The sequence below is a fragment of the Oricola sp. genome (genome assembly GCF_965230365.1).
Classification (GTDB): domain Bacteria; phylum Pseudomonadota; class Alphaproteobacteria; order Rhizobiales; family Rhizobiaceae; genus Oricola.
Map to the genome: position 1 here is coordinate 143,118 of NZ_OZ246003.1, position 17,990 is coordinate 161,107.

Consider the following 17,990-nt stretch of genomic DNA (forward strand, 5'->3'; position numbering starts at 1 on the left):
GATTCGACGCGCTCGCGGCCGATTAAAAAAATAAAAAATTTGAGTGATTTTTGGGCCTCAAAAAAGAAAGCGTGGAATCACAAACGTTTATGATTTCCAAGGCTATGGGATACCCATTTCAACGCCCATTTCAAGCGGTTTGAATCGGAAAAAGTGCGCCCGCACGTCTTGATCAGCGCTCCCGGAAATGAGTATTCTGAGCCCCATCAGACGGACAATCTGAACATTTACGACACGCTATAAACAGGGCTTCTTCAGGAGACCCGGGCGTGGGTGCGTGACGATTTTGTCCTAGAGCGGGTGGGCTGCTCGCTAAGCATTTTCGGGGGCGGATACAACGTGAAACGTCGGTTTCGCGATCGGGTGAGTTGTGTCTGCGTAGCTAGGGGGATTTGTTTTCCACACGATTGCGGACTGACCTGCCGAGCCGGGACGACGACCGGTGCCGGCCAATAATATGATGAATTTCTGAATGCATGTCGGGGGACAGAGAGAGGGTCGATGAGGTACGATAATGAGCCAGCCTACGGGAAACACGAGGGACATCCGGCAACGCCGGCGATACTCGCGGTCGAGAATGTGATCAGGAAAGCTGCTAGATCCAGTCAGGGGGGTACTGTGGACCACGGAACCGGGGGCGGAGAAGCCCCTCCGCCCAAATGTCAAGGCGAAGGGAATCCATCTCCAGATTCGTCTTTTGAAAGGGTCACCCAGCGCCTGCGCGCCAAACTCGGATCGGAGGTCTTCAACAGCTGGTTTGGCCGCCTGAAACTGGAATCTGTGTCGCGCAGCGTCGCGCGGATGTCGGTGCCGACCGCTTTCCTCCGGTCGTGGATCACAAACCACTACATCAATGATCTCACTGCACTGTGGATGGAAGAGTCTCCAGAGATTTTGCAGGTCGAGGTCGTTGTCCGCAGCGCCACCAAGCAACCGCAGCGCCCGGCGGGCGAAGCCAAGAAAGCACCGGCGGCTGCAGCCAAATCCAGCGCGCAGGCTGTGGCACGATCCGTTTTTTCCCCGGATCGGACCAAATCCGTGCGGCCGGCCGGGGTGGCGGAACTGAACACCAACGGCAAGTTGATCGGCTCGCCGATCGACCCTCACTACACCTTCGAGAATTTCATCGAAGGCAAGTCGAACCGTGTTGGCCTCGCTGCCGCCAGGGCGGCCGCCGACCAGGGCGCCAATGCGGCGCGCTTCAATCCTCTGTTCGTCTATGCGTCGGTCGGCCTCGGCAAAACCCATTTGTTGCAGGCCATCGCCAATGAGGTGCTCAATGGCGAACCCAAGAAGCGGGTGGTCTACCTGACCGCTGAGTACTTCATGTGGCGCTTCGCCAGCGCGATCCGCGACAACAGTGCGCTGCTGCTGAAGGAAACGCTGCACGATATCGACCTTCTGATCATCGATGACATGCAGTTCCTGCAGGGCAAGAAGATCCAGTCGGAGTTCTGTCACCTGATCAACACGCTGCTGGACAGCGCCCGCCAGGTGATCGTGGCTGCAGACCGCCCGCCGCATGAGCTGGAATCGCTCGACACCCGGGTGCGCTCGCGCCTGCAGGGCGGTGTGGCGCTGGAAATCGGCGCTCCGGATTACGACATGCGGCTGGCGATGTTGGCGCAACGGCTGGAAAACGCCAAGAAGGACGACCTGTCGCTGGACATCAAGGCCGAAGTACTGGAGCACGTGGCGCGCAACGTCACATCCAGCTTCCGCGAACTGGAAGGCGCATTCAACCAGTTGGTCTTCCGACACTCGTTCGAGCCGGACCTGTCGATCGAACGGGTCGACGACATACTCGGCCACCTGGTGCGCGTCGAGGAACCGCGCAAAATCAAGATCGAGGACATCCAGCGCACGGTTTCCAGCCACTACAACGTGTCGCGCACCGACATGCTGTCGAACCGGCGGACCCGCCAAATCGTCAAACCGCGCCAGATCGCGATGTATCTGTCGAAGATGATGACGCCGCGTTCCTTGCCGGAAATTGGACGGCGCTTCGGCGGCCGTGACCACACAACGGTGCTGCATGCAGTCCGCAAGGTGGAGAGCCTGATTGCCGACGATACGCAGTTGGCCAAGGAACTGGAACTGCTGAAGAGGCTGATCGAAGAATAGGCCCCTCCTCTCAAGGCCAAACGCCCCGGAAGGCAATCGCATCCGGGGCGTTTTCTTTTCCCCAGTCTTTGAAACACAGGCAGAGCCAGCAACCGGCAGTACGCTTGCATTTCGCAACGCAACCGGCCACATTCGCGGTCCGAACCAGCGGGGACGGGGCTCTAGCGGTTTCGCGCCTGGACCCACACGTTGCCGCAACCGGTCATCAGTATTCATCCAACCGGACAGCGAAGATGCGTGTCACACTCGAACGAGCCAACCTGCTGAAATCCCTCAACCACGTGCACCGGGTGGTGGAGCGCCGCAACACAATCCCGATCCTGTCCAACGTGCTCCTGAAGACCGACGGCGGCAGCCTTGAAATGAAGGCAACCGATCTCGACCTGGAGATCACTGAAGCGACGCCGGCGGTCGTGGAACAGGCCGGCGCGACGACTGTAGCGGCGCATCTGCTCTATGATATCGTCCGCAAGCTGCCGGACGGCGCGGAGGTGATGCTGTCGACCGATGCCGACGGTAATATGATGACCGTGATTTCCGGCCGCTCGAACTTCAAGCTGCAGTGCCTGCCGCAATCCGACTTCCCGGAACTGACCGCCGGCGAATTCACGCACACATTCAGGCTGGACTCCGCTGTGCTGCGCCAGCTCATCGACCGCACACAGTTTGCGATTTCGACCGAGGAAACCCGCTACTATCTGAACGGCATCTACATGCACACCGCCGAGCACGAGAACGACATCGTGCTGCGTGCCGTAGCGACAGACGGCCACCGGCTGGCGCGTTGCGAGACGGTCGCACCCAACGGCGCCGAGGCGATGCCGGGGATAATCATCCCGCGCAAAACGGTCGGTGAGCTGCAGAAACTGGTCGACGATCCGGACATCGCGGTGACGATCGAACTGTCCGATTCCAAGATCCGTTTCACGATCGGCGCGGTCGTGCTGACCTCCAAGCTGATCGATGGCACCTTCCCCGACTACCAGCGGGTGATTCCAACCGGCAACGACAAAGACCTGCTGGTCGACCGGCAAAGTTTCGCCGCAGCGGTCGATCGCGTGTCGACCGTGTCCAGCGAACGCGGGCGAGCCGTCAAGCTGTCGCTGTCCAGCGGACAGCTCATGCTCACGGTCAACAATCCGGACTCAGGCTCCGCGACCGAGGAAATCGCCGTCGACTACGAAGCCGACGCGCTGGATATCGGCTTCAACGCACGCTACCTGCTGGATGTCACCAATCAGCTCGGCGGCAGCGACGTGAAATTCACCCTTGCCGACGCCGGCTCGCCGACGCTGATTATCGACACCGCCGACGAGGCTTCGCTCTACGTGCTGATGCCGATGCGGGTTTGATCACCCGGAGCTAAGATAACGCAACGTCCATGCCCCTGGACAGTCACCTTTCTACCCTCAAGCTGGCTGCTTTCCGCAATTACGCCAGCCTGTCATTGTCGCTTGCCGGCCGTCACATCGTGCTGACGGGACCCAACGGGGCCGGCAAGACAAACCTTATGGAAGCAGTGTCACTCTTGTCACCCGGCCGCGGCCTGCGCCGCGCCCAACTCGCCGACGTCGCTACAGCAGGCACGACAGGCGGTTTTGCGGTCAATGCGACGCTTGAACGCGCGGGTGACGGCTTCACGATCGGAACGGGAACCGCCGGAAATGACGGATCGCAGCGCAAGGTCCGCATCAACGGCACAAATGCGAAAACCGCCGACGAACTGCTCGATCTGTGCCGCGTCATCTGGCTGACGCCGGCGACGGATGGCCTGTTCACCGGTCCGGCCGGAGACCGCAGGCGCTTCCTCGACCGGATGGTGCTGGCGATCGATCCGGCGCATGGGCGGCGCGCCGCCGACTATGAAAAGGCGATGCGAAACCGCAACCGGTTACTGGAAGACAACGCCGCCGACGCCTGGCTCGACGCAGCCGAGGCGCAACTGGCCGGCCTCGGTTCGGCGATCATCGCGGCACGGCAGGAACTTGCGGGCCTGTTGGCGGGGATCGTCGCCGCCCGTGAGAGCGACCCCTTTCCAAACGCCGCCTTGTCCGTCGAAGGCGAGTTGGAGCAACAGGCGCGCGACGGCGCGGTGGCCGGCGAGATCGAGGATGCCCTGATTGCGATGCTGCGCGACAATCGAATGCGCGACCGCGCCGCCGGACGGACCCTAATCGGGCCGCATCGCGCCGAGTTCGCCATTCGCCACCGCCAGAAGGACATGCCCGCCGCCCTGTGTTCGACCGGTGAGCAGAAGGCGCTGCTGATCGGCCTCGTATTGGCGCATGCCAATCTGACCCGGACGATTTCCGGCATGGCGCCAATCATGCTGCTCGACGAAATCGCGGCGCATCTAGACCCCGACCGGCGCGCCGCCCTGTTCGACCAGATCGACGCTGTCGGCGGACAGGCCTTCATGACCGGCACCGACCGCAACCTGTTCGAAGCCCTTGGCGCGCGCGCCCAGTTCTTACATGTTGAGGGCGGCAACGTGCGCGAGGACGCGGAAGCAACGGAATGAGCGACGAAACGAAGCTGCAGGCTGGCGAAATCGAGCGATATGCGCGCCATATCGTGCTGCCCGAGGTCGGCGGCCCGGGGCAGCAGAAGATCAAGGCGGCGAAGGTCCTGGTGATTGGCGCCGGCGGTCTCGGCAGTCCGGTGCTGCTCTACCTCGCCGCAGCGGGGGTCGGCACGCTGGGGATCGTTGACGACGACACGGTCAGCCTGTCCAACCTGCAACGCCAGATCTTGCACGCAACGGACGATGTCGGTCGCGCAAAGACGGACAGCGCCGCGGCCGCTCTTGGCAGAACCAACCCGCATGTGACGGTGGCAGCGCACCCGCTGCGCCTGACGGCCGACAACGCCGAAGCGCTGATGCGCGGCTACGACATCGTGGTCGACGGGTCTGACAATTTCGAAACCCGCTATGTGGTCGCGGACACGGCGGAGAAGCTGTCGCTGCCGTTGGTCGCCGGCGCGCTTGGCCGGTTCGACGGGAACCTGACAGTGCTGATGCCGCACGCCACCGACGCGGACGGCAATCCGTTTCCGCGTTTCCGCGACCTGTTTCCCGAGCCGCCACCCGAAGGCACGGTGCCGAGCTGCGCGCAGGCCGGAATCCTCGGCGCTGTTGCAGGTGTGATCGGGACGCTGCAGGCGGTCGAGGTGCTTAAATTGATCACCGGCGCGGGCGAACCGCTGGTTGGGCAGCTGCTGCTCTACGACGCGCTGGCGGCGCGGTTCCAGACCATCCGGTATGGGCGCAGCCTGCGGTAGCAAGATCGATTGCTCGGCATTTGAGCGGACACCGACGGCGGCACCGCTTCATCTTGACCTTCCAGCAACTGTAAGCCTTATCGCACCTTTCGGGGAACTACCGGGCCGACACCATCTGCCCGGTTCAACGAGAAACTGAGTTTAGGGAATCCCGGAATGTCTAGAAATACCGTGTTGTCGGCCTTGGCGGTGATTGTGTTGCTGGCCGCAACATACTTTCTGATCGAGCAGTTAACGGGCGGCGCACCAACCACGGAAACGTCGCTCGAAGAACTCGGGCCACCGCTTGTAAAGATATCGATACCTTCGAGAATGAATAGCCGGGCGCAAGCGGGCCAAGACATTTATGTTGCGAACTGCGCCTACTGCCACGGTGTCAATGCCACCGGACAAGACGGAATCGCGCCGCCGCTGGTGCACATCGTCTACGAGCCCAACCACCATGGCGACGAGTCGTTTCAGCGCGCTGTCGCCCAAGGCGTCCGTCAGCACCATTGGCCATTCGGCGACATGCCACCTGTCGGCGGATTGTCCCGCTATGACGTGACACTCGTAACGGAGTATATCCGGACACTGCAGCGCGCGAACGGCATTCGCTAGCGCAACCGCCCGACAGCGGGAAACACAACTGCGCTTCCTGCTCACACCATCGACGGCAGGACCCGGTTGGGCGGCCGATCGCCATCGGCCATCATGCGAATGTTGATGATGACCTTCTCGCCCATCTCGATGCGGCTTTCGATCGTCGCCGAGCTCATATGCGGCGACAGCACGACCTTGCCGCGCCGCGCGAGATCGCGCAGGCGCGGATTGACCGTCGGTTCGTGCTCGAACACATCGAGACCCGCGCCGGCAATGCGCCCCTGCTCGATCAGGCGGATCAACGCCTCCTCGTCGATCACGTCGCCGCGCGCCGTGTTGACCACATAGGCGGTTGGCTGCATCAGCTGGAGACGGCGCGCCGACAGGAGATGGAATGTCGCCGGCGTCGACGGGCAGTTGACCGAGATAATGTCCATATGGGCGAGCATCTGGTCGAGGCTGTCCCACCAAGTGGCATCGAGTTCTTTTTCGATCGCCTCGGCCATGCGCTGGCGGTTGTGATAGTTGATCGAAATCCCGAAGGCCCGGGCGCGCTGCGCCACCGCCATGCCGACACGCCCCAGGCCAATAATCCCGAGTTTCTTGCCTGAAATGCGCCGCCCGAGCATCCAGGTCGGCGACCAGCCGCTCCAGGGATTCTCACCGGTAAGGATGCCGGCACCTTCGACAAGCCGGCGGGGAACCGCTAGGATCAGCGCCATTGCCATGTCGGCGGTATCCTCGCTCAGGACGCCCGGCGTATTGGTCACGGTGATACCGCGCGCATGCGCTTCCTTCACGTCGATGTTGTCGACGCCATTGCCGAAATTCGCGATCAGTTTCAGTTGCGGTCCAGCCCCGGCGATCAGCTTGTCGTCAATGCGGTCGGTCACGGTGGGCACGAGCACCTCGGCAGACCGCATGGCTTCGGCCAGTTGTCGTTCATTCATCGGTTCGTCCGTCATGTTCAACTGGACGTCGAACAATTCGCGCATACGGTCTTCGACCGGCTCAGGGAGTCTCCGTGTGATGACGACACGCGGTGTACGGCTGAGAGGCATTCGGTCTCCCTGCTCGGCGCGAAAAACCGGCATCACCGGCCGACGCGTTGAGCGCTCATTAACCTAGTTCGGCCAGTATCCAGTCAGGCCAGTTTGTCGTTTCTGTAGCAAGGCGGCAAGGCCATGACAAAGCTTTTCGAATGGCAATGGCGATGCCCGCACGCCAGACACCCCGTGCCGTTCGCTTGAGTCCGGAGTTTGCGTTTCAATGTTCCAGAGAACCGTTTCGTCCTGTTTCCGCAGCCTGTTGGCCGGCGCTGTCGTCATGATCGCGGCCCCCGCTTTCGCCCAGATCACCGGCTCGATCGACACTGGCCCGAGCGGCCTGCCGCTGCCCCGCTTCGTCAGCCTGAAGGCAAAGAAGGTAAACATGCGGATCGGGCCTGGCTCGCAGTATGCGGTTGCTTACCGGTACGTGCGCAGCGGCGTTCCAATGGAGATCATCCAGGAGTTCGACAACTGGCGGCGGGTGCGCGATGCCGATGGCACCACCGGATGGATACACGGGTCGCTGCTGTCAGGAAACCGCACGGCAGTCACCTCACCCTGGCGCCAAGTGATGGGGTCGAAGGATACGGTCACGCTGTTCTCCGAACCGGCCGGTCAAGCCCGGATCATTGCCCATATGGAGCCAGGCGTTGTCGGCGAGATCCGGTCGTGCGACGGGGCCTGGTGCGAGTTCAGCGTCGACCATCAAGGCCGGGCCATGACCGGCTTCGTCAATCAGGCTGAGTTGTGGGGCGCTTATCCGGACGAGATCATCCGCTAACGATCCCGTCGTGGCAGGATCAGGGTTTGCGGCGCAGGCGGATCACGATATCGACATTGGCGATTTCCATCCCTTCCGGCGGCTCTGGGATGTTCTCGACCGAAATGTTGGAAACCGGCACATCGATCAGTTCGCTGTCGTCCTCGACATAGAAGTGATGGTGATCGCTGGTGTTGGTGTCGAAGTAGGTCTTGGACCCCTCGATCGAGAGAATCCGCAGCATCCCTGCCCCAGTGAACTGGTGCAGTGTGTTGTATACGGTCGCGAGCGATACAGGTACGCCGGACGTGACGGCCTCAAGATGCAGTTCCTCGGCAGGCAGGTGCCGGTCGCCCTTGGCGAAAAGCAGTTCGGCCAAGGCCATGCGTTGCCTCGTCGGGCGCAGGCCCGCGCTCTTGAGTTTTTGCCTTATCTCGGCAGACGACTGGACCAACTTTCCCACCGGCAGCATTTCGTATCGACCTTAGCCCGTGCACAGACGCGAATTATCCCTGTCTATTGCACCCGAGTTCATATATTCGCTAAGCCAATTGCAATCAATAGCAGCCGTTTGCCGGCAAGCGGTTGCGGACGGCTCCGCGAAGCGGAGACGGACAAACAGAAGGAATACCCCGGCCGATGTCTGAACAGAAATCGAGCTACACCTACGAGGAATTGCTGACCTGCGCACGCGGCGAGATGTTCGGTCTTGGCAACGCCCAATTACCGGCACCGCCGATGTTGATGTTCGATCGCATTACCGACATCAGCGAGACCGGCGGTGACAACGGCAAGGGCTGCATTCGCGCCGAATTCGACATCAATCCCGATCTCTGGTTTTTTCCGTGCCACTTCATCGGCGATCCGGTCATGCCGGGGTGCCTCGGACTGGACGCGATGTGGCAATTGACCGGTTTCTACCTCGGCTGGCTCGGCGAGCCCGGAAAAGGGCGCGCCATTTCGACCGGCGAGGTCAAATTCACCGGCATGGTGACACCTTCAACCAAGCTGGTCGAATATGGTATCGACTTCAAACGGGTTATGCGTGGGCGCCTGGTACTGGGCATTGCCGACGGCTGGATGAAGGCCGACGGCGAGATCATCTATCAGGCAAAGGACTTGCGTGTCGGCCTGTTTCAGGAAAAAAGCGCCTGACGCTGGCGAAAACGCCACAGCGCCGAACTGACTATCCAGGGAGACCCCAATGAAACGCGCCGTCGTCACCGGTATGGGCATCGTTTCGTCTATCGGAAACAACTCAAACGAGGTCGTCGCTTCCCTGCGCGAGGCGAAGTCGGGCATCGTGCGCGCCGAGCGCTATGGCGAGCTCGGTTTCCGCTGCCAGGTTCATGGCGCGCCGGAGATCGACGTTGAAGCGCTCGTCGACCGGCGCTCGATGCGTTTCCACGGTGGCGGCACCGCCTGGAACCACATCGCGATGGACCAGGCAATTGCCGATGCCGGGTTGGAGGAGAGTGAAATCTCCAACGAACGCACCGGCATCATCATGGGTTCCGGCGGCCCGTCGACGCGGGCTATCGTGGAATCCGCCCAGACCACGCTCGAAAAGGGCCCGAAGCGCGTCGGCCCCTTCGCGGTGCCGAAGGCGATGTGCTCGACAGCCTCGGCGACGCTCGCGACATTCTTCAAGATCAAGGGCGTCAACTACTCGATCTCATCGGCCTGCGCGACATCGAACCACTGCATAGGCAACGCCTGCGAAATGATCCAGCTCGGCAAGCAGGACATCGTCTTTGCCGGGGGTTGCGAAGATCTCGACTGGACGCTGTCGGTGCTGTTCGACGCCATGGGCGCGATGTCGAGCAAGTTCAACGAAACTCCAGCTGTCGCCTCGCGCGCCTTTGACGCCGCGCGCGACGGTTTCGTCATTGCCGGCGGTGCCGGCGTGCTGGTCATCGAAGAACTGGAGCACGCCAAGGCTCGCGGCGCCAAGATCTATGCCGAGATCATCGGATATGGCGCAACGTCCGACGGATACGACATGGTCGCGCCTTCGGGCGAAGGCGGCATCCGCTGCATGCGACAGGCGCTCGCAACCGTGAACGATCCGGTTGACTACATCAATCCGCACGCCACATCGACGCCCGTCGGCGATCGGCAGGAGATCGCCGGCATTCGCGAGGTGTTCGGTGACGATATCCCGCTGATTTCGGCGACCAAGTCGCTGACCGGCCACTCGCTCGGCGCGACCGGTGTACAGGAGGCCATTTATTCGCTGCTCATGATGCAGAACAGTTTCATCTGCGAGAGCGCCCATATCGACGAGGTCGATCCGGAGTTTGCGGATATCCCGATTGTGCGTGAGCGCATCGACGGCCGCGAGATCAACACGGTCCTGTCCAACTCGTTCGGATTCGGCGGCACCAACGCCACCCTGGTTTTCCAGCGGTTCAACGGCTGACCAATCCCCACCGGAGGAAGATGAGCATGAACGCACTGATGGCTGGAAAGCGGGGCCTGATCATGGGCGTCGCCAACGACCATTCGATCGCCTGGGGGATATCCAAGGCCTTGGCAGCGCAGGGCGCAGAGATCGCGCTGACCTATCAGGGCGAGGCGTTCGGCAAGCGCGTGAAACCGCTCGCCGAGGAGATCGGCTGCAAGCTCATGCTGCCTTGCGACGTGGAGGATACCGCGACCACGACCGCGGTTTTCGATACGCTGAAGTCGGAATGGGGCGGTCTGGATTTTCTCGTCCACGCCATCGGCTTCTCGGACCGCGCGCAGCTAAAGGGTCGCTATCTCGACGTCACGACGCGCGAAAATTTCGTGCGCACCATGGTGATTTCCGCCTACTCGTTCACGGAGATCGCCCAGCTTGCCGCGCCGATCGCCAACAAGGGCGCATCGCTGCTCACGCTGACATATGGCGGGTCGATGCGGGTCATGCCCAACTACAACGTGATGGGTATTGCCAAGGCGGCGCTGGAAGCGAGCGTGCGCTACCTAGCGGCCGATTTCGGACCGGACGGTGTGCGGGTAAACGCGATCTCCGCGGGCCCGGTGCGGACGCTTGCCGGCGCTGGGATCGGCGACGCGCGGTCGATGTTCAACTATCAGCAGCGCAACTCGCCGCTCCGGCGGACCGTCGACATCGACGAGATCGGCCAGTCGGCGCTTTACTTGCTGTCGGACATGGGTTCCGGTGTGACCGGCGAGATCCATTATGTCGATTCAGGCTATAATATCGTGTCTATGCCGTCGCTCGACGAGCTAAAAATTCTTGACCAAAAGTAGCCCCGAGAAACCGGTTTTTAGGAAATACCGGTTACGCTAGGCAACTCAAGGGGTTGTTATGGCGTTCGGGTCAGGTCTCAAGCGGTCGGCGTTTTTTCGACTGCTCACAATATTTTCGAGCGGCTTCGGCGCGGCGTCGTTGGCGCTATGGGCGCTGATGCTCAACCAAATCGGTGTCACCGGCGCCGTGGAGATGAACGTCGCGACCTCGGTTGTCGCCGGTCTAGCCGCGCTCGCGGGCGCCGGCTCCGCTCACGCCTATTTCATCGGTTCGGACGATACCTCCAAGATCTATGAGGAAGTGCTCGACCTCGATCCGCTGACTGGGCTGTTGTCGAAGGAAGGCCTTGAGCGGAAGCTGGCCAAAATCGTGCAGGCCGATCCGCCAGAGACTTCGGGATTCGAGCGCTGGCTGCTGATTTCGCTTGAAATCGACGCCTTGCGCGACATCAACGAAATCCATGGCGCGGAAATCGGCGACTCCGTTTTGCGTGTGATCGCCCAGCGCGTTCGCCGGCTCGTTGGCGATCTCGGTCCCGTCTCGCGCATTGCCGGCAGCGAATACGCCTTTGCTGTCAAGTTCAAGCGCGACGATCGCGAGTTGCACGCGGTGATGAACGCCATCATCGACGAGGTCGCCAGACCGGTCTCGATCGACTCGGCGACCGTCGCCGTATTCTGCACGGCCGGCGTGACCCAGATCGTCAGTCAGACGATCGAAATCAACAAGCTCTTGCGGCAGACCAAACTGGCGCGCGCCAACGCGAAAGCCGGCGGTCTTGGAAACTGGGCAACCTACCATCCGGAGATGACGCAGTCCGATCGCTACCGCAAATGGATCGAAACAGAGCTGGTGCAGGCCATCCGCGACAACGACTTCGATCTCGTCTACCAATCGCAGGTGTATTCGGACACGGGCAAGATCGCAGGCTACGAGTCGCTCCTGCGCTGGAAACACCCGACGAAGGGGATCATCCCGCCAATCGAATTCATCGCCGTCGCCGAGCAGTGCGGCCTGATCAACCAGATCGGCAACTGGGTGATCCGGCGAGTTTGCGAGGACGCGCACTTCTTCGACCCGGACGTCAAGATCGCCGTGAACGTCTCGCCCAAGCAGTTGGACAATCCGGAGTTTGTCGACACGCTCGCCTCGATACTGAAGACCTACGATATCAAGCCGAAACGGATCGAGATCGAAATCACAGAGAACGTCCTGATCGGTGATCCGAACAGGGTGCGCAAGCAGTTCGAACGTATCCGGGGACTGGGATGCTCGATCGCCATCGACGATTTCGGCACCGGCTACTCCAATCTGAGCACGCTTTCGGAACTGTCCTTCTGCAAGCTCAAGCTCGACCGCTCCTTCCTGGCGCGCTACGAAGACCGCAACAACAGCGGCCCGCTGATCTCGACGGTCGTCAATCTGGCCCGCGCGCTCGACGTGCAGATTCTCGCCGAGGGCGTCGAAACGAAAGACCAGATCGCGATGTTGAACGCGGCCGGCTGCACGCTGATGCAAGGCTTCGCCTTCGGCAAGCCGTTTACGCTCAACCGCGACGAGGTCTCTGAGGAAGCCGCCGCTTAGAGCGCGCCTGGATCAGACGCTAGCGCACCGCCTCGATAAGCTTGTATCCTTCGGTTTCGGACAAGGGCGTCACGCGCCGGAACGAGCGCGACAGCGTGTCTTCATAAGGCAACTTCCGGTTGGCGACCATCAGAAGGCGACCGCCAGGAAGCAGGGCCGCCGAAGCGGCACGCACGAATGCCTTTCCGATATCCGGTTCGGCGCTGCGGCCGGCATGGAACGGCGGGTTCATCACGATCCAGTCGAATTGACGCGCCACGGGTTCGGCGCGCAGATCCGTCCAGTGTTCGGTAACCGGCAAGGCCGGCGCGACGCGCGCGACATTTCGGCCGGCGGCCTGCAGCGATGGATAGTGGGCCTCAAACAGCGCAAGGCTGTCCGGCAACGCGACTTCGAGCAGCCGGACCGAGAGATAGCCCCAGCCGCAGCCGAAATCGGCAACCTTGCCGGAGATGCGCGGACCGAAGTGCTCGGCCAGCAATTGCGAACCCCGGTCGGGCTTGCCGTGTGAAAACATGCCCGGCCCGGTCTCAAAGCGCCCGTTCACGACAGCGCCCGTTTCCGGAGACGCGGCAAACGCATCGCGCTCCGGCGCGGCAAACCAGAACACCGCCGCATGATGCTTGGCCAACGAGCCTAGAATCTCGACCCGCTCTCCGGCCCATTTGCGCAGGCTACCGATGCCAAGGCTCTTGTCGCCGGACACGGCGACCAAACCGCCGGTTGCGACCGCCGCGCAAGCGCGCGCGATCATCCGGCGGTTTTCATCGCGGTGCTTGCCCGCAAGAACAAGTGCGGCGGCGCATGTGCCGGCTGGACTGCCCAGCACCGGGCTGACCTCAAAGCCCGCCTCGCCCAAGCGGCGAAACTCGGGCCGGTATCCTTGCTCGCACAACAGAGCCGCTTTAAGTGCAGCGTCTAGCTCCCCTGACGGAAGAGCGGCGTTGAAATACGCGAAGTGCTGCCCTTCTGCCGGCGGGTCGATATCGCCGGAAGCAAATGGCAGGAACAATGTCTCGGCGGCACCGGGCATGTCTGGCACTCCCCCATGAAAAAGGCGCGGAGCATGCCGCCCCGCGCCCTGAATTCCGACCTCGCGGAGGGTTTACTCGCCCTTCGGCTCGCGCGGGATCTCTTCGCCGGTTTCCTGATTGACAACCTTCATCGACAGGCGAACCTTGCCGCGTTCGTCGAAGCCCATGAGCTTGACGAACACCTTGTCGCCTTCCTTGACCACATCGGTGGTCTTGGCGACGCGCTCCGGTGCGAGCTGCGAAATGTGAACCAGACCGTCACGCGGACCGAAGAAGTTCACGAAAGCGCCGAAGTCCGCGGTTTTGACAACCGTGCCTTCGTAGATCTCACCGACTTCCGGCTCGGCCACGATGGAGTGGATCCACTTCTTGGCCGCTTCGATCTCCTTGCCGGAGGCCGAAGCGATCCGGACCGTGCCGTCATCCTCGATGTTGATCTTGGCGCCGGTCTGCTCGACGATTTCGCGGATGACCTTGCCGCCGGAACCGATGACGTCACGGATCTTGTCGACCGGGATTTTCATCTGTTCGATGCGCGGCGCATGCTCGCCCAGTTCGGCGCGGCTTTCCGACAGCGCCTTGGCCATCTCGCCGAGAATGTGCAACCGGCCGCCTTTGGCCTGGTCAAGCGCGACCTGCATGATTTCCTCGGTGATGCCCTGGATCTTGATGTCCATCTGCAGCGAGGTGATACCGTTGGCCGATCCGGCGACCTTGAAGTCCATGTCGCCGAGGTGATCCTCGTCGCCGAGAATGTCGGACAGGACGGCGAATTCGTCACCTTCCTTGATCAGGCCCATGGCGATACCGGCCACCGGCGCGCTGAGCGGTACACCGGCGTCCATCAGCGACAGCGAGGTGCCGCAGACCGTGGCCATCGAGGAGGAACCGTTGGACTCGGTGATCTCGGAGACCACGCGCAGCGTGTAAGGGAACTCCTCGGCCGTCGGCAGCATCGGATGAATGGCGCGCCATGCCAGCTTGCCATGACCGATTTCGCGGCGGCCCGGAGACCCGATGCGGCCTGTCTCCCCGACCGAGAACGGCGGGAAGTTGTAGTGCAGCATGAAGGTTTCCTTGTAGGTGCCGGTCAGCGAGTCGACATATTGCTCGTCCTCGCCGGTGCCGAGCGTGGCAACGACGACAGCCTGCGTTTCACCGCGCGTGAACACGGCCGAACCGTGGGTGCGCGGCAGGACGCCGACTTCCGAGACGATCGGACGAACGGTCGACAGATCGCGACCGTCGATACGGGTCTTGGTCTTCAGGATGCTGCCGCGCACGACCTTGGCCTGAAGCGACTTGAAGACGCTGCCAATCTGCTCCGACGTCCAGGCGGCGTCCTCGCCCTCGGCCGGTGCGAAGTGGCCCTTGACCCGGTCCTTGGCGGCGTCGATGGCCGCATAACGGTCCTGCTTGTCGGTGATTGTGTAGGCATTTGCGAGTTCGTCGGAAACCAGGCCGGACATCTCGCTTTCGAGCGCCGCGAGGTCTTCCGGCACGAAATCGCGCGGGTCCTTGGCGGCGACCTCGGCAAGCTTGATAATGGCGTTGATCACCGGCTGGAAACCGCGATGGCCGAACATGACAGCGCCGAGCATGATATCCTCGGGCAGTTCCTTGGCTTCAGATTCGACCATCAGAACTGCGTCGCCGGTACCGGCAACGACCAGGTCGAGCGTGCTCTCGGGCATCTCGTCGACATGTGGGTTGAGCACGTATTCGCCGTTGATGTAGCCGACGCGCGCGCCGCCGATTGGGCCCATGAAGGGAACGCCGGACAGGGTCAGTGCGGCCGAAGCTGCGACCATTGCCAGCACGTCCGGATTGTTCTCAAGGTCGTGCTGCAGCACCGTGATGATGACCTGCGTGTCGCACTTGAAACCATCCGGGAAGAGCGGCCGGATCGGACGGTCGATGAGGCGCGAGACCAGCGTCTCGTTCTCCGACGGACGGCCTTCGCGCTTGAAGAAGCCACCCGGGATCTTGCCGGCGGCGAACGCCTTTTCCTGGTAGTTGACGGTCAGCGGGAAGAAATCCTGGCCGGGCCGCGGCTCCTTGGCGGCGACGATCGTGGCAAGCACGACGCTTTCGCCGTAGGTGGCGATAACCGCACCGTCGGCCTGACGGGCGACCTTGCCGGTTTCCAGAATGAGCGGACGGCCGCCCCATTCGATTTCGACTTTGTGGTGATTGAACATGTCTTGTCCTTGCTGTGCGGAACGCATCCGCGATGTCGAGATCGCGGATGCCCCCTTGACTTCGATTTGAACGAGCCACGGGCAAGACGACTGGATGCTTGGGGCCAATCCTCAAGCAACCGGCAATCCTGCCCCGAAGCTCCCTCGGGTTAGGCGGCGGTACACATTTTGTCCCCGCCGGCCGGGTCCCGTTTCATGCCACCGGGAAAGGCAAGAAGCGGACCGGCTTGGCCGGCCCGCTCCGTTGTCAGCGGCGGATGCCCAGTTCGGAAATCAGCTTCTGATACCGGGCTTCGTCCTTGCGCTTAACGTAATCCAGCAGGCTACGGCGCTGCGACACCATCTTCAGAAGGCCACGACGGGAGTGGTTGTCCTTCTTGTGTCCCTTGAAGTGCTCGGTCAGGTTGGTGATCCGTTCGGTCAGGATCGCCACCTGCACTTCCGGCGAACCTGTGTCGCCGGCCTTTGCCGCGAATTTCTGGATGAGTTCAGCCTTGCGCTCAGGCGTGATCGACATCGGGTTTCCTTTCTTCTAGCGGAGCCGTTGGCTCCAGTCTTGTTGGGTAAGTCGCCCGGCGCCGGGATGTCGTCCAGCGCGGGCCGTTTCATCGCATTTCAGGGAATGCTGGCGCGCATATAGGCGAAGACGGGCCAATTGTCGAGTGGCGCGATACCCAGGCCTAGCGTGCACCGATGATCTTGGTTTCCAGGAAATCCTCGATCCCCCACTTGCCGCCCTCTCGGCCATTGCCCGACTGCTTGTAGCCACCAAACGGATGGCCGGCGCCCAGCCCGCCACCGTTGACGCGCACCATGCCGGCACGCAGCTTGCGCGCCACGCGCTGGCCCTTTTCGGCGTCGCTCGTTGAAAGATAGGCAGCCAGCCCGTATGGCGTGTCGTTGGCGATCTCGACCGCCTCGTCCTCGCCGGCAAACGGGATCATCGCCAACACCGGGCCAAACACTTCTTCGCGGGCAATGGTCATGGTGTTGTTGACATCGGCAAACACGGTCGGCCGGACGAAATAGCCGCGGTTGAAGCCGTCCGGACGGCCCATGCCGCCGGTCACCAGGCGTGCGCCCTCGGCGATGCCGGTTTCGATCAGCCCCTGCACCTTGTCGAATTGCGCCTGCGAGACCAATGGACCGATGTGACCGCCACGCTGCCGCGGATCGCCAACCTTGACGGCCTCAGCCGCTTCTCTGGCGATGTCGACGACCTCATCGTAGACGCTGGATTCGACCAGCATCCGGGTCGGCGCGTTGCACGACTGGCCGGTGTTTTCCATGCAATGGTTGACGCCGCTGCCGACCGAACGCCGCAGATCGGCGTCGGCGAAAATGATGTTTGGCGACTTGCCGCCCAGCTCCAGCGTTACGCGCTTGACGGTATCGGCCGATCCCTTGGTGACCAGCGCGCCGGCGCGGGTCGAGCCGGTGAACGACATCATGTCGATATCCGGATGGTGCGACATCGCCTCTCCGACGCCCGGACCGTTGCCGTTGACCAGGTTGAACACGCCGGTCGGGAAGCCGGCCTCGTCGATGAATTCGGCAAACAGCATGGCCGACAGCGGTGCGATCTCCGACGGCTTGAGAACGCAGGTGCAGCCGGTGAGCAGCGCCGGAATGACCTTTAGCGTGATCTGGTTGATCGGCCAGTTCCACGGCGTGATGAGGCCGCAGACGCCGATCGGCTCGCGCACGATGACCTGGCCCTTGCCGAAGGGTTCCTCCCACTGGAATTTGCGCACCGCATCGAGAAAACCGCCGAGATGCCACGGCCCGCATCCGGCCTGGTCATTGCTGGCCAGATCGATCGGCGCGCCCATTTCCAGCGAGATCGTCTGGCCCAGTTCGCCGATCCTGCGCATCATCACTGCGCCAAGCTTCTCAGCCAATGCAATGCGGGTTTCCAGCGGGGTCGCGGCCCAGCCCGGAAAGGCGCGGCGGGCAGCGGCAACCGCCTTGTCGACATCAGCCTTGGTGCCAAGCGAGATGACGGCGCATGTCTCCTCGGTGGCCGGATCGATGACGTCCAGATCATTGGCCGTTTCCGGTGCGATCCAGGCGCCGTCGATATAGAATTCGCGTTTCTCGATCATGTGGATACTC

At 62.0% G+C, this 17,990-nt stretch carries 16 protein-coding genes; 10 read left to right on the forward strand and 6 right to left on the reverse strand.

The features are described 5' to 3' along the window. The first annotated feature begins 501 nt into the window (after positions 1–501). From dnaA to ACO06R_RS00705, 5 genes are all read left to right on the forward strand, one after another. Entirely contained in the window at positions 502–2,124 is a 1,623-nt protein-coding gene (dnaA, locus tag ACO06R_RS00685) for a chromosomal replication initiator protein DnaA (protein ID WP_421854707.1), read from the forward strand. A 233-nt stretch (positions 2,125–2,357) separates the two neighbouring features. After that, positions 2,358–3,476 (forward strand): DNA polymerase III subunit beta, encoded by a 1,119-nt coding sequence (gene dnaN, locus ACO06R_RS00690; RefSeq protein ID WP_421854710.1) that lies wholly within the window; start codon positions 2,358–2,360, stop codon positions 3,474–3,476. A 29-nt stretch (positions 3,477–3,505) separates the two neighbouring features. Further along, a complete protein-coding gene (gene recF, locus ACO06R_RS00695) occupies positions 3,506–4,645 on the forward strand; it encodes a DNA replication/repair protein RecF (RefSeq protein ID WP_421854713.1) in 1,140 nt (379 codons plus the stop codon). Next, positions 4,642–5,406, forward strand: coding sequence for a HesA/MoeB/ThiF family protein (locus tag ACO06R_RS00700; RefSeq protein ID WP_421854716.1), 765 nt, complete (start codon positions 4,642–4,644; stop codon positions 5,404–5,406). Before recF ends, ACO06R_RS00700 begins: the two co-directional genes overlap by 4 nt. A gap of 156 nt (positions 5,407–5,562) precedes the next feature. Next, a complete protein-coding gene (locus ACO06R_RS00705; protein ID WP_421854718.1) occupies positions 5,563–6,006 on the forward strand; it encodes a c-type cytochrome in 444 nt (147 codons plus the stop codon). Positions 6,007–6,047: 41 nt separating this feature from the next. Here ACO06R_RS00705 and ACO06R_RS00710 read toward each other — a convergent pair whose 3' ends face one another. Further along, complete coding sequence (locus ACO06R_RS00710; protein WP_421854721.1) at positions 6,048–7,049, reverse strand: 2-hydroxyacid dehydrogenase; 1,002 nt, start codon at positions 7,047–7,049, stop codon at positions 6,048–6,050. Positions 7,050–7,257: 208 nt separating this feature from the next. On the opposite strand from ACO06R_RS00710, the gene ACO06R_RS00715 reads away from it, so the two are divergent. Then, entirely contained in the window at positions 7,258–7,818 is a 561-nt protein-coding gene (locus tag ACO06R_RS00715; RefSeq protein ID WP_421854725.1) for an SH3 domain-containing protein, read from the forward strand. 19 nt (positions 7,819–7,837) lie between these two features. On the opposite strand, the gene irrA is transcribed toward ACO06R_RS00715, so the two are convergent. Beyond that, the gene (gene irrA / locus ACO06R_RS00720; RefSeq protein WP_421854728.1) at positions 7,838–8,269 is read right to left on the reverse strand and encodes an iron response transcriptional regulator IrrA; all 432 of its coding nucleotides are present in this window, start codon (positions 8,267–8,269) and stop codon (positions 7,838–7,840) included. Between the two features lie 167 nt (positions 8,270–8,436). Here irrA and fabA point away from each other — a divergent pair, with 167 nt between their 5' ends. From fabA to ACO06R_RS00740, 4 genes are all read left to right on the forward strand, one after another. Next, positions 8,437–8,952, forward strand: a complete 516-nt coding sequence (fabA, locus tag ACO06R_RS00725; RefSeq protein ID WP_421854731.1) for a 3-hydroxyacyl-[acyl-carrier-protein] dehydratase FabA — start codon at positions 8,437–8,439, stop codon at positions 8,950–8,952. A 49-nt stretch (positions 8,953–9,001) separates the two neighbouring features. Next, positions 9,002–10,219, forward strand: coding sequence for a beta-ketoacyl-ACP synthase I (fabB, locus tag ACO06R_RS00730; RefSeq protein ID WP_421854734.1), 1,218 nt, complete (start codon positions 9,002–9,004; stop codon positions 10,217–10,219). Between the two features lie 26 nt (positions 10,220–10,245). Beyond that, positions 10,246–11,055, forward strand: coding sequence for an enoyl-ACP reductase FabI (fabI, locus tag ACO06R_RS00735; RefSeq protein WP_421854737.1), 810 nt, complete (start codon positions 10,246–10,248; stop codon positions 11,053–11,055). 157 nt (positions 11,056–11,212) lie between these two features. After that, complete coding sequence (locus ACO06R_RS00740; protein ID WP_421854740.1) at positions 11,213–12,640, forward strand: putative bifunctional diguanylate cyclase/phosphodiesterase; 1,428 nt, start codon at positions 11,213–11,215, stop codon at positions 12,638–12,640. A 19-nt stretch (positions 12,641–12,659) separates the two neighbouring features. On the opposite strand, the gene ACO06R_RS00745 is transcribed toward ACO06R_RS00740, so the two are convergent. The 4 genes from ACO06R_RS00745 to ACO06R_RS00760 form a co-directional block, all read right to left on the reverse strand. Next, positions 12,660–13,673, reverse strand: a complete 1,014-nt coding sequence (locus ACO06R_RS00745) for a class I SAM-dependent methyltransferase (RefSeq protein ID WP_421854743.1) — start codon at positions 13,671–13,673, stop codon at positions 12,660–12,662. Positions 13,674–13,745: 72 nt separating this feature from the next. Beyond that, entirely contained in the window at positions 13,746–15,875 is a 2,130-nt protein-coding gene (pnp, locus tag ACO06R_RS00750; protein WP_421854746.1) for a polyribonucleotide nucleotidyltransferase, read from the reverse strand. A 247-nt stretch (positions 15,876–16,122) separates the two neighbouring features. Beyond that, positions 16,123–16,392, reverse strand: a complete 270-nt coding sequence (gene rpsO, locus ACO06R_RS00755) for a 30S ribosomal protein S15 (RefSeq protein ID WP_421854749.1) — start codon at positions 16,390–16,392, stop codon at positions 16,123–16,125. Between the two features lie 163 nt (positions 16,393–16,555). Next, complete coding sequence (locus tag ACO06R_RS00760; protein WP_421854752.1) at positions 16,556–17,980, reverse strand: aldehyde dehydrogenase family protein; 1,425 nt, start codon at positions 17,978–17,980, stop codon at positions 16,556–16,558. Between the last annotated feature and the right edge of the window lie 10 nt (positions 17,981–17,990).